Origin of the sequence: Sphingomonas adhaesiva (assembly GCF_036946125.1) — a bacterium.
GTDB classification, from domain to species: domain Bacteria; phylum Pseudomonadota; class Alphaproteobacteria; order Sphingomonadales; family Sphingomonadaceae; genus Sphingomonas; species Sphingomonas adhaesiva_A.
The window spans coordinates 1,104,047-1,128,953 of the sequence record NZ_JAQIJT010000002.1; the positions used below are offsets into that span (position 1 = coordinate 1,104,047).

Below are 24,907 nucleotides of genomic sequence, written 5' to 3' on the forward strand. Positions count from 1 at the left end.
GTCACCCCGGCCTACCTACCGCCCCCCGTAGGCCGGCAACGCCAGCTTCCACCGGATCGCCGCCGCGCGCAGCGCGAAACCTGCCGCGCCCGCGCCGCCTGCCGCGAGCCAGGCGTCCGCGCCCAGCACCCGCAGCGCGACATACAGCCCCGCCGCCAGCGCCGCCGCGGTCACGTACAGCTCGGGCCGCATCAGGATCGACGGTTCCTGCGCCAGTACGTCGCGGATGATCCCCCCGACGCATCCCGTCACGACCCCCATCAGCGCCGCCGGCAGCGGCGGCACGCCATATCCCAGCGCCTTCGCCGCGCCATAGACCGCATAGGCCGCCAGCCCGACCGCATCGAACCAGTCGAGCGCCGCGCCGCGCCACCATCGCTCCGGCGTGCTCCAGATGATCGCCGCCATCGCCAGACACACCCCGGACCAGCGCGCATCGTGCACCCAGAAGACCGGCGCCCCGATCAGCAGGTCGCGCACCGTGCCCCCGCCGACCCCGGTGATGAGCGCGAAGAAGGCGAGCGTCACCGGCGTCTGTCCGCGCCGCGCCGCCGCCAGCGCACCCGACGCGGCGAACACGCCCAGCCCCGCCATGTCGAGCCACGGCGCGAAGGCGGGCAGCAGGACGTCGGGGGTCAGTACCGGCGGCGGCATGTCGCGCGCCGCCTCAGTCGCGCTCGATCAGATAGTTCATCCGCGCCGCCGCGATCGGTCGCGCGCGATCGTCCTGCCATGCCACCGCCTCGACGTTGGCGACGCGGTTGCCCAGCCGGGTGATGATCCCCGCCGCCAGCGTGTCGCGGTCGCGGCCGCCGCGCATGAAATCGACCGTGGCGTTGATCGGCTTGATCCGGCCCCCGCCCTCTTCCGCGAGCGCGTGACGCAACGCGGCGATCGCGGCGACCTCCAGCAACCCGGAGATCGCGCCGCCCTGCAGGAAGCCGGGACGGCCCAGCACGTCCTCGCCGAACGGCATCCGCATGATCGGGGTGCCGTCCCCGGCGAACTCCAGCTGCGCGCCCAGCAATGCGGCATAGGGGGGCAGCTTCATCGCGGCACCTTGGGATAGGTGCCGCTCGGCACCATGAACGTCGCGGTCACGTGCGCGATCGGATCCTCCAGGTCGCCGTCGTGCGCGATACCGCGGGTGAAGGAGATGGAGCGCGCGACGCGCAGGCACTCCGCGCGCCCGATCACGTCGTGTCCGGGGCGCGCGGGGCGCAGATAGTCGACCCGCAGGTCCAGCGTGGCATGCGGTGCGAACGCCTTCGTCCGGTTCCACACCGCCAGGCTGGTCGCGATGTCCATCATCGCGATGATCGGGCCGGACGCGATCACGCCGCTGTCCTCGTCACCGATCAGGTCGGGCGAATAGGGCAGCGCCAGCTCGATCCAGTCCTCGCCGCGCGCATGGAAACGGATGCCCAGCCGCCCGCCGTGGCCGCCGAACGTGCGCGTCTCGATCGCCTGCAGCGCCATCGTCTTGGGGTCGAATTCCATGTCCTCGTCTCTACACGCCCGGATCGCGCGCGCAACGTTGCAGCGTTTTAACTAACGCCCGGCGCGCGCGGCGCGTGATGGTTCCTCCACTATTTTGGGGGGAACGGACATGGACGGATACGGCATCGACATCGCCGAGATCGAGGAACTGGACACCCGCGTCGCCAATGCCGGCGCGATCCGCGCGCTGGAACAGGTCGCGGATCACACCTGCGAATATATCGTCGGCATCGTCGTCATCATCTCCAACGCATGATCCCCTCGCGCGCCGTGCTGGCGGCGTCGACCGAGCGGTCGCACAGGGTGGCGCAGAGCTGGCGATCGACGGAGACGATCGCTTCCCTCGCCGACGCCTTCGCCGGGTGCGATCCCCATGCGGCGGATGCGGTGGCCGACGTGGCGGAGGCGGTGCTTGCCGACGCCGGCTGGATCGCACCGTTGCTGGCACCGCTCCTCGATGCGCTCGCCACCGACCCGTGGTTCGAACCGCCGATCCGCGTGACGCGCGACACGCTGCGTACCACCGCGCTGCTGCTCGAACTGCCCGCCGCGACGCTGACCGCAACCATCTTGTCGGCGAAGGCCATGGCCGATGCGCCTGCCGCGCAGACGCTGGCCGCATCCGGTCGCCTGTCGGTCGCGCGCTACCATCATGCGGGCGGCGCACGATTGTCGCGCTGGTCGGCGGGGGAGATCGAGCCGGGCTTCACGACGGCCACCGCGCCGCCGCTGATGCCCCTGCCGCCGCTGCCGCTCCACGACGGCATGGTGTGCCGCATCGACGGGCGGCGCTTCGCGCACCTGATCCACGACGCGGCCAGCGACGTCGCGATCCTCACCTTCGCCACGCGCGGCGGCGGGCTGACCCGCGAGTATGACCGCGCGACCGGCCGGCTCGTGCGCGCCGCGACCAGCGACGACGCGGCGTCGCGCACCCGGCTGCTGCTGACCTTGCTGCGGGTCGACGGGCGCCGCGATGCCGGCGCGCATTTCGCGACGGCGACGCGCGATTCCGCCTTCCACTTGCGCTGGGATGCGATGCGCGAGTGGCTGGCGCTCGACCTTTCCGCCGCCGTGCCCCGCCTGCGCGAGATGGCCGCGCACGACCCGCATGACGAAGTGCGCGCCGCCGCCGCGCGCACGCTGCCGATCGTGGAGGCGCGGCTGTGCCTCGCGTGATCGCCGACACCGACGACGGCGTCGCCATCACGCTCGACGAACTCTGCGATGCGCTCGACGCCGCGTCGTGGGATCCGCGCGACGAGGACGCCTTCGCGGAGATGGGCGTGTGGCTGGCGCGGCTGGGGCGCAACCGCACCTTCCTCTCCGACCTTGCGATCGGCGAGCTGGAGCGGCGCTTTACCGGGCAGGAGGGCAACAGCTACGGCGCGCAGGTGCTGATGCTGCGCCCGCCCGGCCGGCGCTACGCGCTGCGCGCCAACTTCTGGCCGGCGCTCGACGACGCGGTCGTGCGCGCGGGCGGGACCGCCCCCTTCTTCTACGACCTGCCGCACGATCACAATTTCTCGTTCCTGACGGTCGGCTATCTGGGCCCCGGCTATTGGAGCGACTATTATCTCTTCGACGGGGAATCCCATGGCGAGGCGGGCGACCCCGCGCGGCTGGTATTCGACGAGCGCGCGCGGCTGGAGCCGGGCAAGCTGATGCTCTACCGCGCGCACCGCGACGTCCATGTCCAGCTGCCGCCCGACAGCTTCTCCGTCTCGCTCAACGTGCTGGGCTACGACCGGGCGCAGCCGTGGCGGACGCAATACCGCTTCGATGTCGAGCGCAACACGATCGCGCAGGCGATGACCGCCACCCCGTCGGAGGCGCTGGTGACGATCGCCGCGCATCTGGGGGGCGATGCCGGCATCGCGCTCGCCGCCGAGCTGGCGGTGCATCACCCCCATCCGCGGATGCGCCGCACCGCCCGCGCCGGCCTTCCCGCCGGGGATCATCGCGACCTCGACGCGCGGATGGCCGACGATCCCGATCCCCGCCTGGCCCGCGCGGCACGCGCGCGGCTGCGCTGACCGATCCGTTTCGGACCAGCCCGCGCCCCCGCATCGTCGCAGGCGGGATATGCCGGATGCATGGCCGTACTGCTCCTCATCGATCGTCCCGGGCTGGAGGACGTGCTGCGGCTCCACGGCGTGCCGATCGCCGGAGCGGAGGAGGCGCCGACGCTGCTGATCGCGCCGGCCGCGCATCGCGCGTCGCTCTCGGTGCGGTTTCCGGGCGTCAAGCTGCTGGCGGTGACGCACGATGCGGCGGAGGAACGCGCGGCGCTCAACGCCGGGGTGGCCGATGTCGCGGCGGCCGACGACGACGTGATCGCGGTGCGCGCCGCGCGGCTGCTCGCCCCCGATGGCTGGTGGCACGTCGGCGAACTGGCGATCGACCGCGTCGCGCGCCGCGCCACCCGTGCCGGCCGCCCGCTGGCGCTGCTGCCGCGCGAATATGCGATGCTGGTCCATCTGGCGCGCCACGCCGGACGCACCGTCGCGCATGCGGAGCTGCGCCGCGCGGTGTTCGGGCTGGCGTTCGATCCGGGCACGAACCTGCTGGCGGTCCATGCCTCGCGGCTGCGCGCCGCGCTGGACCGCGGTTTCGGCTGGTCGATGCTGCAGACGGATCGCGGGCGGGGCTATCGGCTGGTTGCGACACCGCCCGTCAGCGGCTAGCCAAGTCGAAAGACTTAGCAAGGATGTGCCCGATGAACGACCGCGTCTCGATAACCGTCGCCGATGGTATCGCCGATGTCCGCCTGATCCGCGCCGACAAGATGAACGCGCTCGACCCCGCGATGTTCGCCGGGCTGGCGGAGGCGATCGAGACGCTGAAGGGGCGTCAGGACGTCCGCGTCGTGGTGCTGTCGGGTGAGGGACGCGCCTTCTGCGCCGGGCTCGACATGGCGTCGATGGCAAGCGGCGGCTCGGGGCTGAAGCTGAACGAGCGCAGCCACGGCACCGCCAATCTCGCGCAATATGTCTGCACCGGCTGGCGCGAGCTGGGCGTCCCCGTCATCGCCGCGATCCACGGCGTCGCGATGGGCGGCGGGTTCCAGCTGCTGTCGGGCGCCGACATCCGCGTCGCGCATCCCGCCACCCGCATGGCGATCCGCGAGACCTATTGGGGGCTGGTGCCCGATATGGGCGGCTTCGCACTGTGGCGCGGGATGGCGCGCGAGGACATCCTGCGCGAGCTGGTCTATACCAGCCGCGAATTCACCGCCGAGCAGGCGCAGCCCTGGGGCCTCGTCACGCATCTGGCCGAGGACCCCCGCGCCCATGCGATGACCATCGCGCGCGAGATCGCGGGCCGCAATCCGCATGCCGTGCGCGCGTGCAAGCGGCTGTTCGCGGAGGTGGCCGATGGCGACACCGCCAGCATCCTGCTCGCCGAAAGCGCCGAACAGATCAAGTTGATGGGCAGCCCCAACCAGCGGGAATCGGTGGTCGCCAACATGGAGAAGCGCGCGCCGGTCTTCGTCGACTGACGAGGCGCGCCGCGCACCTTGTGCCAGACTGAACATCAGGTTGTTTCAGGTTCATGCAACGACGCTAGACTGCGGACGTTTCGACCCCAACACGACTTTCTAGGGAGAAATCGTCATGCGTAAGTTCCTGCTCGCTCTGGGTGCCACCGCGATGGTCGCGCCGACGCTGGTCGCCACCACCGTCGATGCCGATGCACAGCGCCGCTACAAGTATCGCGAGTGGCGCGGCAGCGACGGCCGCATCCGCTGCCGCCGGTCCGACGGCACCACCGGCCTCGTCGTCGGTGCGGTCGCCGGCGGCCTGCTGGGCCGCACGATCGACACGCGGGGCGACCGGACGCTGGGCACCGTGCTCGGCGGCGTCGGCGGCGCGCTGGCGGGCCGCGAGATCGAGCGCAGCAGCAGCACGCGCCGCTGCCGTTGAGCCTTTCGGGCCGATCTGCGTTGCGCAGGGGCGCGATCCATCCGGGTCGCGCCCTTTTTTATCGCCTATCACGGAGACGCCAGATGACGACCCGCACGGGTTCCGCCCGCTACGAAGGCCTGGGCAAGGACGGCAAGGGATGGGTGTCGACCCAGTCCGGCGTGCTGAAGGACCAGCGCTACGGCTTCGGTTCGCGGTTCGAGAGCGAGCCCGGCACCAACCCGGAGGAACTGATCGCGGCGGCACATGCGTCGTGCTTCACGATGGCGCTGTCCTTCGCGCTGGCCGGGGCGGGCCATGGCGAGGGCACGCTGGAGACGACCGCGAAGGTCACGCTGGAAAAGGACGGCGACGGCTTCACCATCACCGCCTCCGCGCTGCACCTGACCGCGAAGGTGCCGGGCATCTCCGCCGAAGAGTTCGCGACGATCGCCGAAGGCGCGAAGGCGAATTGCCCGGTGTCGAAGGTTCTGAGCGCGAACATCTCGCTGACCCACGAACTGTCGCAGTGATGAACCGAAGGTAGTTTTGCGTTAACGAAACCGAGGCCCCGCCCGCCCGTTCTGCCGTCACCTTGAGAGACAGGAGAGTTGTTATGCGTATCATCATGGGCATGGCACTGGCGGCGACTACGCTGGCGGCAGTCCCGGCATCGGCGCAGACCCCGCGGCAGGCGAACCGCGAATATCGCGAGGACGTGCGCGATGCCCGCCGCGAGTATCGCGAGAATATCCGTGACGCGGATTCGCGCCGCGACGTCCGCGACGCGCGTCGCGAATATCGTGACGACGTCCGCGAGGCGCGCCGCGACCGCAACGACGACATCCGCGACTGGCGCCGCTCCTCGCGCTACGACTGGAACCGGCTGGAGCCGGGGCAGCGCCGCTACGACCCCGCCCGCTACTATCGCGACGGCCGCTATTATCGCGAGCGCGCGCTGACGCGGAACGACCGCATCTATCGCGGATACGACGGGCGCTATTATTGCCGTCGCAACGACGGGACGACCGGCCTCATCGTCGGCGGCCTGGCCGGCGGTGCGCTGGGCAGCATCATCGCGGGCGGCGGCTCGCGGCTGCTCGGCACGGTGATCGGTGCCGGCGGCGGTGCGCTGCTGGGTCAGTCGATCGACCGCGGTCAGGTGCGCTGCCGCTGATCCCCCTCGGCGACGGGACGCAGGAAGGGGCTCCGGGCGACCGGGGCCCCTTTCTCTTCGGGTCAGATCAATCCGCCGCCCAGCATCAGCCGCAGCCCGAAGATCAGGATGAGGATGAGGTTGAGGTTGCGCCCGCCGTTGCGCGACGACAGCGCGCCGATCGCCGCGCCCACCACGGCGATGGGGATGACGAACCAATAGCCCCAGGCGAAGAACGGCAGGAACGGGACGATCCCGAGGACCAGAGCCACGAGCCCGATCAGGACGGAGATGATGTTCAGCATGTCCCCAACATGCGGTCGCTCCCGGTGTCGTGCAAGACCATGACACGAAGGCTTCCTTAACCGGCCGTATCGCATAGGCACGCTGCCCATCTCGTCTGGCGGAGCCTCATGCGGCGATTGACCTTCCCGGCCCTTGCCTTACCGGCCCTGACCCTTTCGATCGCGCTGCTGCTCGCCGCGTGCGGCGCGTCGGACCCGCAGGCGACGAATGCGCAGGACAATGCCCTCGACGCGCTCGACGCGGCGTTGGTGGGCAATGCCGCCGCCAGCGAGGGCGACCCGGCGCTGACCGCGGCGCTCCACGATCAGATCATGGTCGATCCGGCGCTGGTCCAGCAGGCCAACGACGATGTGGTGCGCCCGCCCTCCATGCCCGTGACGGGAGCGGTCCCGCCGGACGGTATCGCGATCGCCGCGATGAAGACGATCCCCCTGCCCACCGGCCTGCGCAGCGCCCCGCCGCCGTCCGCGGATTGCCCCGCCTGCGTCACCGCACGCCGCGCCCTGACGCTCGGCGCGCTGGCGCAGTCGCAGGGGGGCGGCACCGCCCGCTGTGCGCAGCGGCTGGCCTATTCCACCGTCTGGGCGAACCGTCTGCCCGACGCGCTGCCGCTCTATCCGGACGCGCGCGTGGCGGAGGCTGCCGGCGCCGATGGCGACGGTTGCGCCCTGCGCGTGGTCAGCTTCGTCAGCGCGCAGCCGATGCAGGCGCTGCTCGACTTCTATTACACCCGCGCCGCCGCCGCCGGCTTCCCCGCCGGTCATCAGGCCAACGGCGGCGAGCATGTCCTGGCCGGTGCGAAGCCGGGCGCGGGCGCCTATCTCGTCACCCTGCGCCCCCATCGCGGCGGGGGGACGGAAGTGGACCTGATGGTCGACGCCCACTGACGCGGTCGCGGCCGACGGCTATGGTCGGACCATGCCGTACCTGCTCCTGTCGATCGCCATCGTCGCGGAGGTGATCGCCACGTCCGCGCTCAAACGCTCCGATGGCTTCACCCGCCTCGTCCCCGTCATGCTGAGCGCGGTCGGCTATGCCACCGCCTTCTACTGCCTGTCGCTCGCGCTGCGCACGATCCCGACCGGCATTGCCTATGCGATCTGGTCCGGGGTCGGGATCGTCCTCATCACGGCATGGGCATGGTGGGCCGACGATCAGCGGCTCGACGCACCGGCGCTTGCCGGCATGGCGTTGATCGTCGCGGGCGTGGCGGTGATGAACCTGTTCTCGCGTGCGGCGGCATGAGGCGCGCGGCACGATCGGCGCCATGGCGACGACGTGAAACGGTGGGAGCCGGAACGACCCGCGGCGAAATCGTTGCGGCTGCTTCCTTCCGGACCTGACCGGGTTGGCGACGACCACGTCCGCCCGACTCCCGCGCGCCCTATGGCGGAGCCGGGCGATACGATCAAGTGTCCGTCGTCACCGCGTCTGGAAGCAGCGGCGGACCGGGCCGTAATAGCTGTCCTGCCAGCGGCAGACGGTCCGTACGCTGCCCCATTGGCGCCCGCGCGCCCAGCGCGGGCCGCGGTCCCAGCGCGCGCCGCGATTCCAGTGGCGGCCACGGTCCCATCCGCGCCCGCGGTCCCAATGCCGACCACGGTCCCAGTGCCGACCACGATCCCAGCCGGGGCCGCGGTCCCAGCCCGGGCCGCCACGATTCCAGCCGTGATCGCGCGGGTGCGCCTGTGCGGCGACGGGGGTCATTGCACTCGCCGCGACGACGCCGGCGATACTCAGGGCCATCAGTTTCATGTGCATATACTCCTGCTCATGTGCTGTGTTCACAGCCTACGCACAGGGCCCTGCATCGATCCTGAACCTCATGGTAAGCTGACGGTCAGCTTGTCCATCCGCTCGGTCAGGCGGATCTGGCACGACAGCCGGCTGGTCCGCCGCGCATCGGGGACGAGGTCGAGCATATCCTCCTCCTCCTCGCTCGCGGGCGGCAGCCGGGCGGCATCGTCCGCCGCGACGACCACGTGACAGGTGGCGCACGCCAGCTCGCCCCCGCACGTCCCCTCCAGCGGCATGCCCGCACGCTGCGCCACGTCGAGCAGCCGCTCGCCCGGCACCGCCTCCGCGTCGCGCTCCTCCTCCGCGGTGACGAACCGGATCCTCACGCCGCCACCCGCTGCGCATCCGCCGCCGCCACGATCCGGTCGAGCGCGGCGACGAGCTCCTCCTGCGCGGTGTAGCGCCCGAACCCCAGCCGGATCGACGATCGCGCCTGCGCCTCGCTCAGCCCGATCGCGCGCAGCACATGGCTCGCGCGCCCCGATCCGCTGGCGCAGGCCGACCCGGCGGAGAAGGCGACGTCGCGCAGGTCGCTCATCAGCCGGGCGACGTCCAGCCCGGCGCGCCGGACGTTGAGGTTGCCGAGATAGCGCCGCTCCCGCGCTCCGTTCACCGCCCATCCGCGCAACCGCTGCGTCGCCACCTCGTGCAGCCGGGCGACGTGCGCCGCATCCTCGTCCCCGCGCAGCCGCATCAGCCGCGCCGCCGCGCCGAACCCCGCGCACAGCGCCGGCGACAGCGTTCCCGAACGACCGCCTTCCTGGTCGCCGCCATGCATCAGCGGCGACGGCGCGACCCCGTCCCGGATCCACAATGCCCCCACGCCCTTCGGCCCATGCACCTTGTGCGCGGAAACGGCGATCATGTCGGCCTCCTGCGGCAACGGCACGCGACCGTACCCCTGCACCGCATCGCACAGGAACAGCGCGCCCGCCTCGTGCGCCATGCGCGCCAGCTCGGCGACGGGCTGGAGAACCCCGATCTCGTTGTTGACCAGCATCGCGCAGACCAGCGCCGTCCCCGGCACGATCGCGCGCGCCGCCGCCGCCGGATCGACGATGCCGTCGCCATCGACCGGCAGCACCACCGCTTGCCCACGCGCCGCGACCGTGTCGAGCACCGCGGCATGTTCGGTCGCGATCGTCACCACACGCCCGCCGGGAACGCCCTTGATCGCCCAGTTCAGCGCCTCGGTCGCGCCGCTGGTGAACGCCACCCGCCCGCCCGGCGGCAGCAATGCGGCCACCTCGTCGCGCGCGACCTCCACCGCGGCCCTGGCCATGCGCCCGGCGCGATGCGGCGAATGCGGATTGGCGAACTGATCGCGCAGCCACGGCACCATCGCCTCGAACGCCTCCGGCGCGAGCGGCGTCGTCGCCTGATAATCCAGATAGGTCATGCCGCGATGCGCCGCGCCGCCTTCGCCACCCCGCGCCACGCCGCGACGAACCGTTCCACCTCGGCCTGCGTCGTCGTCCGGCCGAAGCTGACGCGCACCACCTCGCGTGTCCGCTCCTCGCTCCATCCCATCGCGCGCAGCACATGGCTGGGCTTCAGGCTGCCGCTGGCGCAGGCGCTGCCCGCCGACACCGCGATCCGGTCCAGGTCGAAGCGGATCAGCTGCGCCGCCGCCGCCACGCCCGGCATCCGGTACGATCCGATCGCCGGATGCCGCTGCGCACCATCGGCCACCACCTCGCCGCCCGAGCGCCGGATCGCGTCGTCGAGATAGGCGCGCAGGCCCGCGTGATCGGGTTCCGGTTCCGCTATCGCGGCGAGATAGCCGAGCACGCCGGGCACGTTCTCCGTCCCCGCCCGGTATCCCCGCTCCTGTCCTCCGCTGGGCCGAAGCACCGCCAGGTCGCGCACCAGCAGCGCCCCCACCCCCGGCGGTCCGCCGCGCTTGTGCGCCGACAGCGCGACCAGATCGGCATGCTCCGCCAGCGCGGCGGAGGCCGGCATCTGCGCCGCATCGACCAGCAGCGTACCGCCGCCGGCGCGGACCGCCGTCGCGATCTCGGCGATCGGCTGGATCACCCCGGTCTCGCTATTGCACCATTGCACCGCCACCAGCGCGTCGCCCACGTCGCCGATCGCCGCCGGATCGACGCGGCCCAGCGTATCCACCGGCAGCGTTTCGGCCTTCCCCGCCGCGCGCAGCGCCGCATCATGCTCCACCGCAGAGACGATCCGGCGCGCCCGCATCGTACGCGCAACGCCGATCGACAGCGACTCGCTCGCCCCGCTGGTGAACAGAACCTCGCCGCGCCATGCATGGACGTCCGCAAACCGCCCCCGCGCCGCCTCCAATGCCGCCCGCGCGGCCCGTCCCGCGGCGTGGGGCGAGGAGGGATTGGCCCAATCCGCCATCGCATCGGCCACCGCGGCCCGCGCCGCGGCGGTCATCGGCGTCGTCGCGGCATGATCCAGGTAGGTCGTCTCGGCCAAGAAAAGTTCCCTTATTGCGCCGGGCACCTATATAGCGCGCTTTCCGCGGGCCCCAACGCCCGCCCCAAAGATCAGAGTGACCATGCCCGACGTCATCTTTCCCGGACCCGAAGGCCGTATCGAGGGCCGCTTCGCCCCCGCCCCCCGGCCCCGCGCACCCGTCGCGATGATCCTCCACCCGCACCCGACCGCGGGCGGCACGATGAACAACAAGATCGTGCAGGAACTCTACAAGACCTTCCAGCGCCGCGGCTTCGCCACGCTGCGCTTCAATTTCCGCGGTGTGGGCAAGAGCCAGGGCACGTTCGACAACGGCATCGGCGAACTGTCGGACGCGGCCGCCGCGCTCGACTGGGTACAGAGCTTCCATCCCGAGGCGCAGACGACCTGGATCGCCGGCTTCTCCTTCGGCGCGTGGATCGGCATGCAGTTGCTGATGCGGCGCCCCGAAATCCGCGGCTTCATCTCGATCGCGCCGCCCGCGAACCTCTACGATTTCAGCTTCCTGGCCCCCTGTCCGTCGTCGGGCATCATCATCCAGGGCGCGGAGGACGAGGTCGCGACCCCGCTCGCCACGCAGAAGCTGGTCGACAAGCTGCGCACGCAGAAGCACATCACGATCCACCACGACGTGATCCCGCGCGCCAACCACTTCTTCGAGCACGAGATGCCCGACCTGATGCGCTCGGTCGACAATTACCTCGACATGCGCCTCGATCCGAATTCGCCGATCCGCTGAGCCCCCCCGTCATCCCCGCGCAGGCGGGGATCCAGACACGCAGGGCGACGCATGCGCCGGAACTGCGCCGCGTACCGGCCGTGCTCCTGCAAAGGCAGGAGCCCAGCGCCAGGCAGAACAGCACATGCAAGGACTTGCAAGCCCGGGCTCCTGCCTGCGCAGGAGCACGATGGCGATGGGCATCGCCTTCGCGGGAGTGACGGACGGCGCGCGGCACGTAACGGCGCGACGTGTCCCTCACATCGTCCAGATCAGCACGTTCCCGACCAGCACCGCGGCCATCACCAGCAGCAGCGCGCCCTTTGTCCGGTCGCGCCCGCTCCCGATCATCCACCCGCCGCCGATGACGCAGGCGATCGCCCCCAGCATCGCGATCGCCGGGGCCGCACTCGCGATCCCGCCCAGCGCGCCGTTCATGCCCCGATCGCCTTCGCATAGGCATCCACGTCGACGTTCCCGCCGGACAATACCACCAGCATCCCCGGCGCCACCGGGACCTTTCCCGCCAGCAACGCCGCCAGCGCCACCGCGCCGCCCGGCTCGACCACCAGTCGCAGCTGCTCCGCGGCCCAGCGCTGCGCCGCGCGCACCTCCGCCTCGCCGACCGCGACGCCGGTCGCGTCGCGGCGCGACAGCACGTCGAACGTCAGCGGCGACACGATCGTCGTCTGCAACGCATCGCACGCGGTGGGCGGCGGGTCGTCGCCGACCGGCTCGATCCAGCTCGCCTCCAGGCTGCGGCGCATGTCGTCCCAGCCCTCCGGTTCCACCACGGTGATCGCGGCGTCCTTCAGTGCCAGCGCGATCCCCGCCGCCAGCCCGCCGCCGCCGCAGGGAATGACGACATGCATGGGCGTACCCATGCCCGCCGCCGCCATCTGCGCCGCCGCCTCGATCCCGGTCGAGCCCTGCCCCTCGATGATCCAGGGATCGTCGAAGCTCGGCACCAGCGTCGCGCCGCGCGCCTCCGCCAGCCGCGCCGCGATCGTCTCGCGGCTCTCGGTCGCGCGGTCGTAATCGACCACCTCCGCGCCCAGCGCGAGCGTCGCGTCGCGCTTCGCGCGCGGTGCGTCCGACGGCATCACGATCGTCGCGGGCATCCCCAGCCGCCTCGCCGCCCATGCGACGCCCTGCGCATGGTTGCCGGACGAGAAGGCCACCACGCCGCGCGCGCGCGCCTCCGTGCCCAGCTCGGTGAGTCGGTGCCAGGCGCCGCGAATCTTGAACGCGCCGATCGGCTGGAGCGACTCCGCCTTGAAGACGACGTCCGTGCCCCTGATCGAACGCACGAAAATGGGGGTCGGCGGTAAGATCGCGGCAACCTTTGCCGCCGCCTCGCGGACCCCTGCCCGAGTCGGGTGTCGCATAATCGTCACAATGCCACCTTTCGTCGCAGCAACCACTTTACATCCGCGATCACCGACCCTAGTTCGCGCCTCCGCTGCCCCATGGGACTTCCAACCGCAAGGCAGCTTTTGTCACCGTATGCCGCAAGGCAATTGGAGGTCCCTTGAGTTGCACCAGCATCATCGCGCGCTGGGGCTAGCTGCCCCCTCGACTGCTTCCGCCACCATCGTTGGTGGAGCCATCGACATTGCCGCCCGTCGTCCGGTCCAGCCGGTGACGATCGTCCGGCCGCACGCCGCGGCACGGGCCGCCCGCTTCTTCACGGAGAAGTTTCCGGGCCGGTCCATGTATGCGGTGAAGGCGAATCCGTCGCCGGAGCTGATCCGGATCCTCTACGACAACGGGGTGACGACGTTCGACGTCGCCTCGATCGCGGAGGTGCGGCTGGTCGCCCGCGCGGTGCCGGAGGCAACGCTCTGTTTCATGCACCCGGTCAAGGCCGAGGAAGCGATCGCGGAGGCGTATTTCACGCACGGCGTGCGCACCTTCTCGCTGGACAGCATGGAAGAGCTGGACAAGATCGTGCGCGCCACTCGCGGTGCCGCCGACCTGACGCTGTGCGTCCGGCTGCGCGTGTCGTCGGAACATTCGAAGCTCAGCCTGGCGTCCAAGTTCGGCGTGTCGCCGGACGAGGCGAAGGACCTGCTGATCGCGACGCGCCAGGTGGCCGATGCGCTGGGCATCTGCTTCCACGTGGGCTCGCAGGCGATGACGCCGACCGCTTATTCGGATGCGATGGAGCGCGTGCGGCAGGCGATCGTCGGTGCGGCGGTGACGGTCGACGTCATCGACGTGGGCGGCGGTTTCCCCTCGGCGTACCCGGGCATGACCCCGCCGCCGCTGGAGCTGTATTTCGAGACGATCCACCGCGCGTTCGAAAGCCTGCCGATCAGCTATTCCGCCGAATTGTGGGCGGAACCCGGTCGTGCGCTGTGCGCCGAGTACAGCTCTGTCGTTGTGCGCGTGGAGCGTCGCCGCGGCGAGGAACTGTACATCAACGACGGCGCCTATGGCGCGTTGTTCGACGCGGCGCACATCGGCTGGCGCTATCCGGTCGCGCTGCTGCGCGAGCCCGAGTCGACGGTGCGCGATCATCCGTTCAGCTTCTGGGGGCCGACCTGCGACGACCTCGACCACATGCCAGGCCCGTTCCCGCTGCCGGCGGACGTGGTTCCCGGCGACTATATCGAGGTGGGGATGCTGGGGGCGTATGGCGCCGCGATGCGCACCGCGTTCAACGGCTTCACGTCGGACGAGACGGTGATCGCGACCGACGAGCCGATGGTGTCGCTGTACGACGCGGCCACGCCGCAGGTCGCCAGCAACGTCGTCAAGCTGTAACGCAACCCCATCACTGATTCGACGGCGGTACGGGCATCCCGTGCCGCCGTCGTGCGGGTCTTCGCGTCCCCTTTGAACGACGTGTCCTACCCTGTGGGAGCCACCCATGACCGACACCCTTTCCAAGACCGCGGCGTCCAACGCCCCGATCAACGACACCCGCAAGGCGGAGCTGCTGTCGAAGGAAGTGAAGCACATCGACATCAAGAGCTTCGACGCGCGCCCGATCGTCGATGCGATGGCCGACATGAGCTTCACCAGCCGCGACCTGGGTCGCGCGACGAAGATCTACAACGACATGCTGGCCGACAAGGACTGCACCGTCTGCCTGGTGATCGCCGGATCGACCTCCGCGGGCGGCTGCATGGACCTGTATGCCGACCTGGTGCGCAACAACATGGTCGACGTCATCGTCGCCACCGGCGCGACCATCGTCGACATGGATTTCTTCGAGGGACTGGGCCACAAGCACTATCAGGCGCAGGAAATTCCCGACGACGACACACTGCGCTCGCTCTACATCGACCGCATCTACGACACCTATATCGACGAGGAGCAGCTCCAGCACGTCGACCACACGATCTTCGAGATCGCCGAGTCGCTGGAGCCCAGGGCGTATTCGTCGCGCGCGTTCATCCGCGAGATGGGCAAGTATCTGGTCGAGCACGGCAAGAAGGAGAACAGCCTCGTCAAGCTCGCCTACGAGCATGACGTGCCGATCTTCTGCCCGGCGTTCGTCGATTCCTCGGCCGGGTTCGGCCTCGTCAAGCATCAGGTGGATGCCGCCAAGGAAGGCCGCCCGTACCTGATGATCGACGCGGTCGCCGACTTCCGTGAGCTGACCCAGATCAAGATCGAGGCCGGCGTCACCGGCCTGCTGATGATCGGCGGCGGCGTGCCGAAGAACTTCATCCAGGACACCGTCGTCTGTGCCGAGATCCTGGGTCATGACGATGTCGAGGTGCACAAATACGCGGTGCAGATCACCGTCGCCGACGTCCGCGACGGCGCCTGCTCGTCCTCGACGCTGCAGGAGGCGGCAAGCTGGGGCAAGGTGAACACCGCGATCGAGCAGATGGTGTTCGCGGAAGCCGGCTCGGTCATGCCGCTGCTGGCGTCGGACGCCTATCACCGCGGCCTGTGGAAGGACCGCGGCGTACGCGGCTGGGCGAAGCTGTTCGCCTGAGCCGCGCGCGGATAGCGACGCTATCCGCGAGTCGGCGAAAGGCCGGCCGGCGCGGGTGCCGCGTGGCACCCGCGTCCGACGTCACGGGGTCCATCCCCGTGATGTCGGCCTTTTTGGGAGATACCGTATGGCAAAAGGCGAAACGTTCGAACGCCATCGCCAGCCCTGGACGACGGACGAGATCCAGAAGCTGCACACGCTGGCCAAGAAGGGCATGGCGCTGAAGGCGATCGCCAAGGCGCTGAAGCGGTCGGAGGAGTCGACCAAGGATCGCGCCAAGGCGGACGGCCTGTCGATCGCCAAGCTGCGCTGAGTTTCCGCTACCAACCGCCCCCTTCCGCCAGATACGCCAGTTCCTCCGCGGTACTCTCGCGCCCCAATGCCGCGTTGCGCGACGGAAAGCGTCCGAAACGTGCGAACACCGCGGCATGATCGCGCGCGAAGGCGGCGTTTTCCGCAATTCCCAGCGCCTCGAACAGCCGCACGCTGGTCGCCTGCCCCTCCGCATGCTCGGCATGCATCATGGGCATGTAGAGGAAGACGCGCTCCTCGGGCGACAATGACGCGTCCCACCCTCGCACCAGCGCCGCGTTCGTCAGCTCCTGTGCCAGTTCGTCGGTCGCGAACGCCGCCGCCTGCCCCCTGAACAGGTTGCGAGAGAATTGGTCGAGCACGATCACGGCGGCCAGCAACGTGCGCGGATCGCCGCGCCACCCCACCGCCCGCGTCTCCGCCACGCGGTCGCGCAGCGTACCGAACCGTTCGCGGATGCGCGTGTCGAGCGCCGGATCCTTCGCGAATTGTTGCTCCGTCGTCAGCGCGAACCAGAAGTCGAGCACTTCGCGCGCCCAAGTATCGACTTCATCCGCGGTCATCCCTAGATCGCCCGCCATGCTCGCTCCTTCCGCGCCGGAGGTGGTCACCCTCGGCTGCCGCCTCAACATCGCCGAAAGCGAAACGATCCGGCAGCTGGCGGGCGCGAACGTGGCGGTCGTCAACGGCTGCGGCGTCACCCATCAGGCGGTAAAGGACACCCGCGCCGCGATCCGCCGCCTGCGCCGCGCCCGGCCCGATGCGCAACTCGTCGTCACCGGCTGCGCCTCCGAGATGGACCGCGCCGCCTTCGCCGCGATGCCGGAGGTCGACCGGATCGTCGCCAATGCGGCGAAACTGCTCCCTGCCAGCTGGGGTGCCCGCCCCAATGCGCTGCCCCCCCGCCGCCAGACTCGTACGTTCCTGGGGGTGCAGAACGGCTGCGACCACCATTGCACCTTCTGCGCCATCCCGCAGGGGCGGGGCCGCAACCGTGCCGATCCCGCCACCCAGGTCGTGCTGCGCGTCGCCGCCGCGGTAGAGGCGGGCGCATGCGAGGTGGTGCTGAGCGGGGTCGATCTCGCCAGCTACGACGATCATGGCGCCGGGCTGGCGACCTTGCTGGAGCGTGTCCTGGCGGAGGTCCCCGCACTCGAGCGGGTCCGTCTGTCCTCGCTCGACCCTGCCGCGATCGACGATGCGCTGTTCGCCGTGCTGACGCAGGAGCCGCGGGTGATGCCTCACGTCCATCTCTCGCTCCAGGCGGGCGACGACCTGATCCTCAAGCGGATGCGCCGCCGTCATACCCGCGCCGGGGCGCTGGCGCTGATCGACCGCCTTCGCGCCGCACGCGCCGACCTGACGATCGGCGCCGACCTGATCGCGGGCTTCCCAACCGAGGACGAGGGGATGTTCGCCAACAGCCTCGCCGCGATCGGGCAGGGGCAGATCGCATTCGCGCACGTCTTCCCCTATTCGCCGCGCGCGGGCACCCCGGCGGCGCGGATGCCGCAGGTCGATCCCGCTGTCGTCCGACATCGCGCGGCGCGGCTTCGCGATGCCGCCGCGAACGTCCTCTCGCATCACCTCGCCGCACAGGTGGGGACACGCCAGCGCGTCCTGATCGAGCGCCCCGGCGACCGTGGCCACGCGTCCGATTTTTCGAGCGTGCGCCTTGACGCCCCCTCTCCTTCCCACCCGATCGGCAGCGTGGCCGTGGCGACCATCACCGCCGCCGCCGCCGATCACCTCATCGGAACCATCGCATGAGCACGAGCTGGCACGACAAGCTCCTTGGCGGCTTTCGCCGTACCTCCGACCGGCTGGTCGGCAATCTCGCCGGCCTGGGCGGCGCGCGGCTGGACGACCAGACGCTGGACGATGTCGAGGAAGCGCTGATCGCCTCCGACCTCGGCCCGCAGACCGCGGCGCGTGTCCGCGAGCGGCTGGCGGAGGGCCTGTTCGAGCGCAACATGGAGGAGCTGGGCATCCGCCTCGTCGTGGCGGAGGAGGTCGAGAAGGTGCTGCGCGAGGTAGCACGCCCGATCGGGATCGACGCTTTCCCCCGGCCGCAGGTGGTGCTGGTGATCGGCGTCAACGGCTCGGGCAAGACGACCACCATCGCCAAGCTGGCGCATCTGTTCATGGAGCAGGACTATCAGGTGATGCTCGCTGCCGGCGACACCTTCCGCGCCGCCGCGATCGGCCAGCTGAAGACCTGGGCGGAGCGGATCGGCGTGCCCATCGTCACCGGGCCCGAAGGCGGCGATGCCGCGGGCATCGTGTGGGATGCGGTGAAGCAGGCGACCGCGATCGGCACCGACGTGCTGATCGTCGACACCGCCGGGCGCCTCCAGAACAAGCGCGAGCTGATGGACGAGCTGGCGAAGATCCGCCGCGTGCTGGGCCGGCTGAACCCCGCCGCGCCGCATGACGTTCTGCTGGTGCTGGATGCGACCACGGGACAGAATGCGTTGAACCAGATCGAGGTGTTCAAGGATGTCGCCGGCGTCACCGGACTGGTCATGACGAAGCTGGACGGCAGCGCGCGCGGCGGCGTCCTGGTCGCGGCGGCGGAGCGCTTCGGCCTGCCGATCCACGCGATCGGCGTGGGCGAGAAGATGGATGACCTGCGCCCGTTCGACGCGCGCGAGGTCAGCCGCATCATCGCCGGCGTCGACGACAGCGGACGCGGTCGATGAGCGGCCCCGCCGGCGACGGCAAGGCCGGCGTGCGCGCGCTGGTCGACTATGGCCCGCTCGCCGCCTTCTTCGTCGCCAACTTCCTGCTGCCCGCCGAGGTCGCGCGCCGCATCGTCGCCACTTTCACCTCCACCTTGTCCGGACTGGGGCAGGTCGAGGCGCTGCTCCTGGCGCGCGTCATCGTCGCGACCGCGGTGTTCGTCCTCGCCAGCATCGTGGCATTGCTGATCGCCCGCGCGAAGCTGGGCCGCGTTCCGCCGATGCTGCTGATCTCCGCCGGTCTGGTGATCGTCTTCGGGGGGCTGACGATGTACTTCCGCGATCCGCGCTTCATCCAGATGAAGCCGACGATCGTCTACGTCCTGCTCGCCGCGGTCCTCGGCTTCGGCGCGGCGACCGGGCGCCCGCTGCTCCAGCAGCTGATGGGCAGCGCCTATCCCGGCCTGCGCGAAAGCGGGTGGCGACGGCTGACCATCAACTGGGTGTGGTTCTTCGTCGGCATGGCGGTGCTGAACGAGGCGGTGTGGCGCGGGGCCGCGGTCGCGCTGGGCGCGTCGCGCGGCTGGGACCTGTGGGCGATCTACAAGGTCTGGGTGGTGATCCCGATGACGCTGCTGTTCGCGGTCGCCAACGTGCCGATGCTGATGCGCCACGGGCTGACGCTGGGCGACGATCCGCCCGTCCCTCCGGAGGGTTGACCATGGCCCGGTGCCTCATGCTCGCGATGGCCGTAGTCCTGCCGGGCACCGCCCACGCCGATGCGCTCCAGAGCGACCTGCTGGCCACGATGCAAGCGACGCGTGCGGACGGCTTCGCCTTCCAGCGGCGGATCACGGTCGATCGCACCGGCGCGGCGCGCAAGGTCATCGTGGACCGATACGATCCCCGCCGTCCGGAGGCGCAGCGCTGGTCGATCGTCAGTATCGACGGGCGCCCTCCCACCGCCAAGGAGCAGTCGAAGTCGCTGAAGGACCGGCGCGGGCAGGTGTCGTCCTATGCCGAGCTCGCCAAATGGTTCGGTGCGCCCGCCACGCGGATCGATGCCGCACCCGGTCAGGTTCTCTATCGCTTTCCCCGCCTCCCCGACGACGTCGTAAAGGTCGGTCCCCACGATGCCTCGCCCGATACGCAGGCCGAGGCCACGGTGAACACAAGCGGGAAGATACCGTTCGTCGAACGGGTCCGCTTCGTCACCGCCAAGCCGTTCCGGATGATGCTGGTCGCCTCGGTCCAGGGGATGACGGTGACCGCGCGCTATCGCCAGCTGCCCTCGGGGCAGGTGGTTCCCGCCACCATCGCGAGCAGCATCACCGGGTCGATGCTCGGCAAGTCGGGCAGGATCGACACATTGGTCGCGATCGAGGACATCCAGCCGGTCCGCTGACCCGCGCAAGGAAAAGGCCCGGTCGCCCGGGCCTTTCCTCATAGACAGGCCGTCCGCGTTCAGCCCACCGCGGCGTCGTAGCGGCGCCCGGCCTCGTCCCAGTTCACGATGTCCCACCACGCCTTCAGATAGCCGGGACGGTCGTTCTTGTAGGTGAGGTAATAGGCGTGCTCCCACACGTCGTTGCCCAGGATCGGCGTGCCCTTCTCCTTGGCATCGTCCATCAGCGGATTGTCCTGGTTCGGGGTCGAGGTCACCTTCAGCGCGCCCGACGAATCAGCGATCACCCAGGCCCAGCCGGAGCCGAACTGCCCCGCGCCCTTGGTGTTGAACTCCTCCTTCAGCTTGTCGAGCCCGCCGAACGCCTCGATCGCCTCGGCCAGCTTGCCCGACGGCTGGGTCGAGCCCTTGGGCGCCATGATCTTCCAGAAGAAGTCGTGGTTCCAATAGCCGCCGCCGTTGTTGCGAACGAGCGGGGGCAGCTGGGAAATCATGCCCAGGATGTCCTCGATCGACTTGCCTTCCAGCTTCGGATCGGCCGCGACGCCCTCGTTCAGCTTGGCGGTGTAGGCGGCATGATGCTTGTCATGGTGGAAGGTCATCGTCTCCTTCGAGATGACCGGCTCCAGCGCGTCATAGTCGTAGGGGAGCGGCGGGAGTTCGAAAGCCATGAAATCCTCCTTAGGTTCGCGTCGAGCAACGCGATGGACCCCAAATGGCTCCGGATGCGCCGGCGCGCAACCTCGTTACGCTGTCGCTCCGATCAGGTCGTGGCGGCGCAGCGCGTGTCGCAGCTGGTCGTAGCTGAGCCCCAGCGTCTCCGCGGTCGCGCGCTGGTTGAAGCGATGATCCGCCAGCGTCTTCGCCAGCAGCTCGCGTTCGAACCGGGCGACCCGACTCTTGAAGTCCGACGGCCCCTCCTCGCACGCGACGACGGGCGCGTCCTCCGGCAGGTCCTCCGCCGGGGCCGCAGGCGCCGGTTCAGGCCTGCGGCCGCCGCGCAACGACGCGGTGGGGCGATAGGGCGAGGCGAACGGATCGAACTCGACCGCCCCGACCGGGCCGGGGCGGTCCCAGCGGTACACCGCGCGCTCGACGACGTTGCGCAACTCGCGCACGTTCCCCGGCCAGCGATACTCACGCATCGCGTCCGCCGCTTCCTCCGAGAAGCCGGGCCATTCGTCGCGCCCCAGCTCCGCCGACATGCGCCGCCCGAAGAATTCCGCCAGCACGGGAATGTCGCTGCGCCGCGCGCGCAAGGGCGGCAGCGTCACCACCTCGAACGACAGCCGGTCGAGCAGATCGGCGCGGAACGTATGATCCTCGACGCGGTCGGGCAGATGCTCGTTGGTCGCCGCGACGATCCGCACGTCGACCCGGATCGGTCGCGACGATCCGATCCGCGTCACCTCGCCATATTCCACTGCGCGCAGCAGCCGCTCCTGCGCGCCCATCGACAGCGTGCCGAGCTCGTCGAGGAACAGCGTGCCACCGTCCGCCTCCTCGAACCGCCCGACGCGCGCCTTGGTCGCGCCGGTGAACGCGCCCGCCTCGTGCCCGAACAATTCGGCCTCGATCAGCGTCTCGGGCAGGGCGGCGCAGTTCATCGTCACCAGCGGCTGCGACCAGCGCTGCGACAGATGATGCAGACGTTCGGCAACGAGCTCCTTGCCGGTGCCGCGCTCGCCGATCACCAGCACCGGGCGATCGAGCACCGCCGCGCGGCTGGCGCGCTCCAGCGCGTCCAGAAAGGCCCCCGATTGGCCGATGACCTGCGTCGCGCGATCCATGCGCCAACATGTGGCGCAAATCGCCAGAGGATGGCAACGGCAAAGATTCCCAGAAGCGCCGCAACGCGGAAAATCCCAGCATTTCCGCCATTTTTGAAACTGGCACGCGTCCTGCAAGGCTGTTGGCATGTCGCCGCAAAGACGGCGCCAATCGTTCTGAGGAGACACACCATGATGCAGTCCACCACCTTCGGCAGCAAGCTCGCCGCGATCGCCCTCACCGCCCTCGTCAGCGCCACGCTGGTGCTCGGCGCGGTCGGTCCCGCGACCACGCTGGGCCATGCGCCGATCACCACCGCGCACGCCGTGGCGTAAGCGGGGGCGGGGCGCGGGACGACCCTCCCCGCGCCCCGTTCGATCCGCTACAGTGGGTGCGTTACCTTCGGAGTCCTGATCGAATGGGCATCTTTTCCCGAACCCGCGACATCGTCGCCGCCAACATGGCCGAGCTGCTCGACAGGGCGGACGACCCGGCGAAGATGGTTCGCATGATTATTCTCGAAATGGAGGAGACGCTGGTCGAGGTCCGCGCCTCCGCCGCGCGCACCATTGCCGACCAGAAGGAAATGCGCCGCCATATCCAGAAGCTGGCCGACCTGGAGGCCAACTGGACCGAAAAGGCCGAGCTGGCGCTGTCGAAGGGCCGCGAGGACCTGGCCAAGGCGGCGCTCGTCGAACGCCGCAAGGCCGCCGACATGGGGGCGCAGCTGCGCTCCGAGGTGACGGTGCTGGAGGACGCGCTGCGCGGTTCCGAGGAGGATATCGCGAAGCTGCAGAGCAAGCTGCGCGAGGCCCGCGCCAAGCAGAACGCGATCGCCACCCGGCTGGAGAGCGCCAACACCAAGGCGCGGCTGCGCGAAATGTGGAACGGGCCCAAGACGCACGAGGCCTTCAGCCGGTTCGAGGTGTTGGAACGCCGCGCGGACGAGGCGGAGGGTCGCGCCGAGGCGATGGGGCTTGCGCCCAAGTCGCTCGACGAGGAGATCGAGGGCCTGCGCTCCAGCGACAAGATCGATGCCGAGCTGGCCGCGCTGAAAGCGCGATTGAACAAGGACGCCTAACTCATGGATTTTGCACCCTTCATCGCGATCATTTCGCTCTTCGTCGCGCTGCCGTGGCTGATCCTGCATTATGTCACCAAGTGGAAGACGGCGCCCAAGATGACCGGCGAGGACGAGCGCCTGCTCGACGAGATGTACAATCTCGCCCGCCGGCTCGAGGACCGCGTCAACACGGTCGAGCGGATCGTCGCCGCCGACAATCCCGATTTCCGCCCCGGTCTCGGCGACTATCGCTCGCAGCCCGACTATCGTCTCGACCCCCCGTCGCAGCGGAGGAACTGATGTCCGACAACAGCCGCACCAAATTCTACCTGGATAAGCAGGACGCGAAGTGGAAGGGCGTCTGCGCCGGGATCGCCGATTACACCGGGATCGAGGTCATCTGGGTCCGCATCGCGATGATCCTGCTGACGCTGGCGGGCGGATTTCCCTGGACGCTGATCGCCTATGCGCTGGTCGCGTGGATGGCGGAGCCCAAGCCGGTCGGGCTGTACCAGGACCGCGACGACCAGAAATTCTGGCAGGGCGTCCGTTCCAACCCGACCCGCTCCACCACGGAGGTCCGCGCCAAGTTCCGCGAGCTCGACCGGCGCCTGGCCGACATCGAGCTGCACTATACCAGCCGCAACAGCGCGCTGGCCAACGAGATCGAAAGCCTGCGCTGAGCCGCGCGCCGAAAAGGGTCACTACCGATGCACGGTCCGAACTTCGTCCTCGCGATCATCGCCATCTGCATGACGGCCTGGGTCATCAACAATCTGATCCGCGCCCGCCACGGCTATCCCGTCAGCGACGACTGGGGGCGCAATCTGAAGAAGGGCGATGCCGATCAGGACCGGCAGGTCCGGCTGCTGGCGAACGAGAACGAGCGACTCGCCGGGCAGGTCGGCCGGCTGGAGGAACGGATCGCGGTGCTGGAGCGCATCGCGACCGATCCCGCCGTCCGCACCGCGCACGAGATCGACGCGCTGCGCGACCGCTGAGGAAGGTCAAACCATGCAAAAGTCGAACTTCGTGATCCTGTTCTTCCTGATCGTCGTGGGCCTTCCCGTGATCCTCGGGGTCGTCGGCGACATGTTCAAGCGCTGGCTCAAGCACAAGGAGCGGATGGCCGAGGCGCTGAACGCCCAGACCGCGGAGAAGGCGGCGCAATATGCCGCCCACACCGAGCGGCTGGAACAGCGCGTCCGCGTTCTCGAACGCATCATCACCGACAAGGGCGTGGCGCTCGCCGACGAGATCGAGAGCCTGCGCACCCTTCCCGACCCCATGGCCACCCGGCCGCTCAACTAACGCTTCCTTCAGGAGAAATGCATCGTGCCGTGGTCCATAGCCTTCATGGTGGTCATGATCGTGATGATCGTCACGATCGGAAAGGTGAGCCGCGAGCGGCATCGCGCCATCGGGCGCGCCGGTCATCCGCCCCAGCCCTGGTTCGGCGCCGACAATCCGGCGCAGAGCGAGGAGATCAAGCAGTTGCGTGAGCGCATCCAGGTGCTCGAACGCGTCATCACCGACCAACACGGCGGCAGCGCCGATCTGGAGCGCCAGATCGAGCAGCTGCGCGACCGCTGACCCCATCGCCGGAAGGAGACGGCCATGATGTCCGACCCCAGCCTCTATCTCACCACCGCCGTCGCCGCGCTCGCGGGGCTCGCGATGCTCTGCTACGCCGCGCTCAACGGCTGGCGCGGCTGGCTCCAGCTCAAGCAGCAGGAACTGCGTGCCGACGCCCCCGCGATCGCCGCCGCCCCCAGCGCCAGCGCGCGGATCGAGATCGCGGACCTGAAGGAGCGCATCCGCAAGCTGGAGGCGATTGCGGCGGGCGTCGACCTGTGACGGTTGCCGGGGCGCGGCGGGCACGGTAGCGCGC

The 24,907-nt window shown here is 69.6% G+C and carries 39 protein-coding genes and 1 other RNA gene; 26 read left to right on the forward strand and 14 right to left on the reverse strand.

Annotated elements, in window-relative coordinates:
- Nucleotides 1-15: 15 nt before the first annotated feature.
- The 3 genes from PGN23_RS11450 to PGN23_RS11460 are packed head-to-tail and all read right to left on the reverse strand — an operon-like array spanning nucleotide 16 to nucleotide 1,500.
- Entirely contained in the window at nucleotides 16-654 is a 639-nt protein-coding gene (locus PGN23_RS11450) for a trimeric intracellular cation channel family protein (RefSeq protein WP_335303009.1), read from the reverse strand.
- Between the two features lie 13 nt (nucleotides 655-667).
- Nucleotides 668-1,051 (reverse strand): PaaI family thioesterase, encoded by a 384-nt coding sequence (locus PGN23_RS11455; RefSeq protein WP_335303010.1) that lies wholly within the window; start codon nucleotides 1,049-1,051, stop codon nucleotides 668-670.
- On the reverse strand, nucleotides 1,048-1,500 hold the full coding sequence (locus tag PGN23_RS11460; protein WP_335303011.1) for a PaaI family thioesterase: 453 nt from the start codon (nucleotides 1,498-1,500) through the stop codon (nucleotides 1,048-1,050). The genes PGN23_RS11455 and PGN23_RS11460 overlap by 4 nt, the downstream gene beginning before the upstream one ends.
- Nucleotides 1,501-1,609: 109 nt before the next feature.
- On the opposite strand from PGN23_RS11460, the gene PGN23_RS11465 reads away from it, so the two are divergent.
- The 8 genes from PGN23_RS11465 (at nucleotide 1,610) to PGN23_RS11500 (ending at nucleotide 6,582) form a co-directional block, all read left to right on the forward strand.
- Nucleotides 1,610-1,756 (forward strand): hypothetical protein, encoded by a 147-nt coding sequence (locus tag PGN23_RS11465; protein WP_335303012.1) that lies wholly within the window; start codon nucleotides 1,610-1,612, stop codon nucleotides 1,754-1,756.
- Complete coding sequence (locus PGN23_RS11470) at nucleotides 1,753-2,679, forward strand: hypothetical protein (protein ID WP_335303014.1); 927 nt, start codon at nucleotides 1,753-1,755, stop codon at nucleotides 2,677-2,679. Before PGN23_RS11465 ends, PGN23_RS11470 begins: the two co-directional genes overlap by 4 nt.
- Nucleotides 2,667-3,536 (forward strand): transposase, encoded by an 870-nt coding sequence (locus PGN23_RS11475; RefSeq protein WP_335303015.1) that lies wholly within the window; start codon nucleotides 2,667-2,669, stop codon nucleotides 3,534-3,536. Before PGN23_RS11470 ends, PGN23_RS11475 begins: the two co-directional genes overlap by 13 nt.
- 60 nt (nucleotides 3,537-3,596) lie before the next feature.
- Nucleotides 3,597-4,187 (forward strand): winged helix-turn-helix domain-containing protein, encoded by a 591-nt coding sequence (locus tag PGN23_RS11480; protein ID WP_335303016.1) that lies wholly within the window; start codon nucleotides 3,597-3,599, stop codon nucleotides 4,185-4,187.
- Between the two features lie 32 nt (nucleotides 4,188-4,219).
- Nucleotides 4,220-5,002, forward strand: coding sequence for a crotonase/enoyl-CoA hydratase family protein (locus tag PGN23_RS11485; protein ID WP_335303017.1), 783 nt, complete (start codon nucleotides 4,220-4,222; stop codon nucleotides 5,000-5,002).
- A 115-nt stretch (nucleotides 5,003-5,117) separates the two neighbouring features.
- Entirely contained in the window at nucleotides 5,118-5,426 is a 309-nt protein-coding gene (locus PGN23_RS11490; RefSeq protein WP_335303019.1) for a glycine zipper 2TM domain-containing protein, read from the forward strand.
- A gap of 83 nt (nucleotides 5,427-5,509) precedes the next feature.
- On the forward strand, nucleotides 5,510-5,938 hold the full coding sequence (locus PGN23_RS11495) for an OsmC family protein (RefSeq protein WP_335303020.1): 429 nt from the start codon (nucleotides 5,510-5,512) through the stop codon (nucleotides 5,936-5,938).
- Between the two features lie 83 nt (nucleotides 5,939-6,021).
- Entirely contained in the window at nucleotides 6,022-6,582 is a 561-nt protein-coding gene (locus PGN23_RS11500; protein ID WP_335303022.1) for a glycine zipper 2TM domain-containing protein, read from the forward strand.
- A gap of 62 nt (nucleotides 6,583-6,644) precedes the next feature.
- Here the strand turns inward: PGN23_RS11500 and PGN23_RS11505 are convergent, their stop codons facing one another.
- A complete protein-coding gene (locus tag PGN23_RS11505) occupies nucleotides 6,645-6,866 on the reverse strand; it encodes a hypothetical protein (protein WP_335303023.1) in 222 nt (73 codons plus the stop codon).
- A 108-nt stretch (nucleotides 6,867-6,974) separates the two neighbouring features.
- Here PGN23_RS11505 and PGN23_RS11510 point away from each other — a divergent pair, with 108 nt between their 5' ends.
- Together PGN23_RS11510 and PGN23_RS11515 are read left to right on the forward strand one after the other, a co-directional pair.
- The gene (locus PGN23_RS11510) at nucleotides 6,975-7,754 is read left to right on the forward strand and encodes a hypothetical protein (RefSeq protein ID WP_335303024.1); all 780 of its coding nucleotides are present in this window, start codon (nucleotides 6,975-6,977) and stop codon (nucleotides 7,752-7,754) included.
- 31 nt (nucleotides 7,755-7,785) lie between these two features.
- Nucleotides 7,786-8,112 carry a DMT family transporter gene (locus tag PGN23_RS11515; protein ID WP_335303025.1) on the forward strand — a complete coding sequence of 109 codons (327 nt, stop codon included), beginning with the start codon at nucleotides 7,786-7,788 and terminating at the stop codon, nucleotides 8,110-8,112.
- 37 nt (nucleotides 8,113-8,149) lie between these two features.
- Here the strand turns inward: PGN23_RS11515 and ffs are convergent.
- The 5 genes from ffs to PGN23_RS11540 all read right to left on the reverse strand — a co-directional run bounded on the left by ffs (nucleotide 8,150) and on the right by PGN23_RS11540 (nucleotide 11,112).
- An RNA gene (gene ffs / locus PGN23_RS11520) (signal recognition particle sRNA small type) lies at nucleotides 8,150-8,247 on the reverse strand.
- A 42-nt stretch (nucleotides 8,248-8,289) separates the two neighbouring features.
- A complete protein-coding gene (locus tag PGN23_RS11525) occupies nucleotides 8,290-8,622 on the reverse strand; it encodes a hypothetical protein (protein ID WP_335303026.1) in 333 nt (110 codons plus the stop codon).
- 68 nt (nucleotides 8,623-8,690) lie between these two features.
- Nucleotides 8,691-8,990, reverse strand: coding sequence for a 2Fe-2S iron-sulfur cluster-binding protein (locus PGN23_RS11530; protein WP_335303027.1), 300 nt, complete (start codon nucleotides 8,988-8,990; stop codon nucleotides 8,691-8,693).
- A complete protein-coding gene (locus PGN23_RS11535) occupies nucleotides 8,987-10,063 on the reverse strand; it encodes a cysteine desulfurase family protein (protein ID WP_335303028.1) in 1,077 nt (358 codons plus the stop codon). The genes PGN23_RS11530 and PGN23_RS11535 overlap by 4 nt, the downstream gene beginning before the upstream one ends.
- Complete coding sequence (locus PGN23_RS11540; protein ID WP_335303029.1) at nucleotides 10,060-11,112, reverse strand: cysteine desulfurase family protein; 1,053 nt, start codon at nucleotides 11,110-11,112, stop codon at nucleotides 10,060-10,062. Before PGN23_RS11540 ends, PGN23_RS11535 begins: the two co-directional genes overlap by 4 nt.
- 82 nt (nucleotides 11,113-11,194) lie before the next feature.
- Between PGN23_RS11540 and PGN23_RS11545 the strand changes: the two genes are divergently transcribed.
- The gene (locus tag PGN23_RS11545) at nucleotides 11,195-11,851 is read left to right on the forward strand and encodes an alpha/beta hydrolase (protein WP_335303030.1); all 657 of its coding nucleotides are present in this window, start codon (nucleotides 11,195-11,197) and stop codon (nucleotides 11,849-11,851) included.
- A gap of 237 nt (nucleotides 11,852-12,088) precedes the next feature.
- Here PGN23_RS11545 and PGN23_RS11550 read toward each other — a convergent pair whose 3' ends face one another.
- Both PGN23_RS11550 and PGN23_RS11555 read right to left on the reverse strand, forming a co-directional pair.
- Complete coding sequence (locus tag PGN23_RS11550; RefSeq protein WP_335303032.1) at nucleotides 12,089-12,268, reverse strand: hypothetical protein; 180 nt, start codon at nucleotides 12,266-12,268, stop codon at nucleotides 12,089-12,091.
- Nucleotides 12,265-13,218, reverse strand: a complete 954-nt coding sequence (locus PGN23_RS11555; RefSeq protein ID WP_335303034.1) for a threonine ammonia-lyase — start codon at nucleotides 13,216-13,218, stop codon at nucleotides 12,265-12,267. The genes PGN23_RS11550 and PGN23_RS11555 overlap by 4 nt, the downstream gene beginning before the upstream one ends.
- A gap of 148 nt (nucleotides 13,219-13,366) precedes the next feature.
- Here PGN23_RS11555 and PGN23_RS11560 point away from each other — a divergent pair, with 148 nt between their 5' ends.
- The 3 genes from PGN23_RS11560 to PGN23_RS11570 all read left to right on the forward strand — a co-directional run bounded on the left by PGN23_RS11560 (nucleotide 13,367) and on the right by PGN23_RS11570 (nucleotide 16,098).
- Complete coding sequence (locus tag PGN23_RS11560; RefSeq protein ID WP_335303035.1) at nucleotides 13,367-14,599, forward strand: type III PLP-dependent enzyme; 1,233 nt, start codon at nucleotides 13,367-13,369, stop codon at nucleotides 14,597-14,599.
- 106 nt (nucleotides 14,600-14,705) lie between these two features.
- Nucleotides 14,706-15,785: a 1,9-bis(guanidino)-5-aza-nonane synthase gene (locus PGN23_RS11565; RefSeq protein WP_335303037.1), complete on the forward strand. Its 1,080-nt coding sequence runs from the start codon at nucleotides 14,706-14,708 to the stop codon at nucleotides 15,783-15,785.
- Between the two features lie 127 nt (nucleotides 15,786-15,912).
- On the forward strand, nucleotides 15,913-16,098 hold the full coding sequence (locus PGN23_RS11570; protein ID WP_174192121.1) for a hypothetical protein: 186 nt from the start codon (nucleotides 15,913-15,915) through the stop codon (nucleotides 16,096-16,098).
- A 7-nt stretch (nucleotides 16,099-16,105) separates the two neighbouring features.
- Here the strand turns inward: PGN23_RS11570 and PGN23_RS11575 are convergent, their stop codons facing one another.
- Nucleotides 16,106-16,678, reverse strand: a complete 573-nt coding sequence (locus PGN23_RS11575) for a DUF924 family protein (RefSeq protein ID WP_335303038.1) — start codon at nucleotides 16,676-16,678, stop codon at nucleotides 16,106-16,108.
- On the opposite strand from PGN23_RS11575, the gene PGN23_RS11580 reads away from it, so the two are divergent.
- The 4 genes from PGN23_RS11580 to PGN23_RS11595 are packed head-to-tail and all read left to right on the forward strand — an operon-like array spanning nucleotide 16,677 to nucleotide 20,183.
- Nucleotides 16,677-17,867: a MiaB/RimO family radical SAM methylthiotransferase gene (locus PGN23_RS11580; RefSeq protein WP_335303039.1), complete on the forward strand. Its 1,191-nt coding sequence runs from the start codon at nucleotides 16,677-16,679 to the stop codon at nucleotides 17,865-17,867. The two genes, PGN23_RS11575 and PGN23_RS11580, sit on opposite strands and share 2 nt — an antisense overlap.
- The gene (ftsY, locus tag PGN23_RS11585; protein WP_335303040.1) at nucleotides 17,864-18,799 is read left to right on the forward strand and encodes a signal recognition particle-docking protein FtsY; all 936 of its coding nucleotides are present in this window, start codon (nucleotides 17,864-17,866) and stop codon (nucleotides 18,797-18,799) included. The genes PGN23_RS11580 and ftsY overlap by 4 nt, the downstream gene beginning before the upstream one ends.
- Nucleotides 18,796-19,497, forward strand: coding sequence for an inner membrane-spanning protein YciB (locus tag PGN23_RS11590; protein ID WP_335303041.1), 702 nt, complete (start codon nucleotides 18,796-18,798; stop codon nucleotides 19,495-19,497). The genes ftsY and PGN23_RS11590 overlap by 4 nt, the downstream gene beginning before the upstream one ends.
- Nucleotides 19,498-19,523: 26 nt before the next feature.
- Nucleotides 19,524-20,183, forward strand: coding sequence for a hypothetical protein (locus PGN23_RS11595; RefSeq protein ID WP_335303042.1), 660 nt, complete (start codon nucleotides 19,524-19,526; stop codon nucleotides 20,181-20,183).
- Between the two features lie 59 nt (nucleotides 20,184-20,242).
- Here PGN23_RS11595 and PGN23_RS11600 read toward each other — a convergent pair whose 3' ends face one another.
- Nucleotides 20,243-20,854 carry a superoxide dismutase gene (locus tag PGN23_RS11600; protein ID WP_335303044.1) on the reverse strand — a complete coding sequence of 204 codons (612 nt, stop codon included), beginning with the start codon at nucleotides 20,852-20,854 and terminating at the stop codon, nucleotides 20,243-20,245.
- A gap of 75 nt (nucleotides 20,855-20,929) precedes the next feature.
- Nucleotides 20,930-21,973, reverse strand: coding sequence for a phage shock protein operon transcriptional activator (gene pspF, locus PGN23_RS11605; protein ID WP_335303045.1), 1,044 nt, complete (start codon nucleotides 21,971-21,973; stop codon nucleotides 20,930-20,932).
- A 171-nt stretch (nucleotides 21,974-22,144) separates the two neighbouring features.
- On the opposite strand from pspF, the gene PGN23_RS11610 reads away from it, so the two are divergent.
- The 8 genes from PGN23_RS11610 (at nucleotide 22,145) to PGN23_RS11645 (ending at nucleotide 24,873) form a co-directional block, all read left to right on the forward strand.
- A complete protein-coding gene (locus PGN23_RS11610) occupies nucleotides 22,145-22,288 on the forward strand; it encodes a hypothetical protein (protein ID WP_335303046.1) in 144 nt (47 codons plus the stop codon).
- Between the two features lie 83 nt (nucleotides 22,289-22,371).
- The gene (pspA, locus tag PGN23_RS11615; protein ID WP_335303048.1) at nucleotides 22,372-23,034 is read left to right on the forward strand and encodes a phage shock protein PspA; all 663 of its coding nucleotides are present in this window, start codon (nucleotides 22,372-22,374) and stop codon (nucleotides 23,032-23,034) included.
- 3 nt (nucleotides 23,035-23,037) lie between these two features.
- Entirely contained in the window at nucleotides 23,038-23,316 is a 279-nt protein-coding gene (gene pspB, locus PGN23_RS11620; RefSeq protein ID WP_335303049.1) for an envelope stress response membrane protein PspB, read from the forward strand.
- Complete coding sequence (gene pspC, locus PGN23_RS11625; RefSeq protein WP_335303051.1) at nucleotides 23,316-23,699, forward strand: envelope stress response membrane protein PspC; 384 nt, start codon at nucleotides 23,316-23,318, stop codon at nucleotides 23,697-23,699. The genes pspB and pspC overlap by 1 nt, the downstream gene beginning before the upstream one ends.
- Nucleotides 23,700-23,726: 27 nt before the next feature.
- Entirely contained in the window at nucleotides 23,727-24,017 is a 291-nt protein-coding gene (locus tag PGN23_RS11630) for a hypothetical protein (protein ID WP_335303052.1), read from the forward strand.
- A gap of 13 nt (nucleotides 24,018-24,030) precedes the next feature.
- Entirely contained in the window at nucleotides 24,031-24,327 is a 297-nt protein-coding gene (locus PGN23_RS11635; RefSeq protein ID WP_335303053.1) for a hypothetical protein, read from the forward strand.
- 24 nt (nucleotides 24,328-24,351) lie between these two features.
- Nucleotides 24,352-24,609 (forward strand): hypothetical protein, encoded by a 258-nt coding sequence (locus PGN23_RS11640; protein ID WP_335303054.1) that lies wholly within the window; start codon nucleotides 24,352-24,354, stop codon nucleotides 24,607-24,609.
- Between the two features lie 27 nt (nucleotides 24,610-24,636).
- Nucleotides 24,637-24,873: a hypothetical protein gene (locus tag PGN23_RS11645; protein WP_335304583.1), complete on the forward strand. Its 237-nt coding sequence runs from the start codon at nucleotides 24,637-24,639 to the stop codon at nucleotides 24,871-24,873.
- The last annotated feature ends 34 nt before the right edge of the window (nucleotides 24,874-24,907 follow it).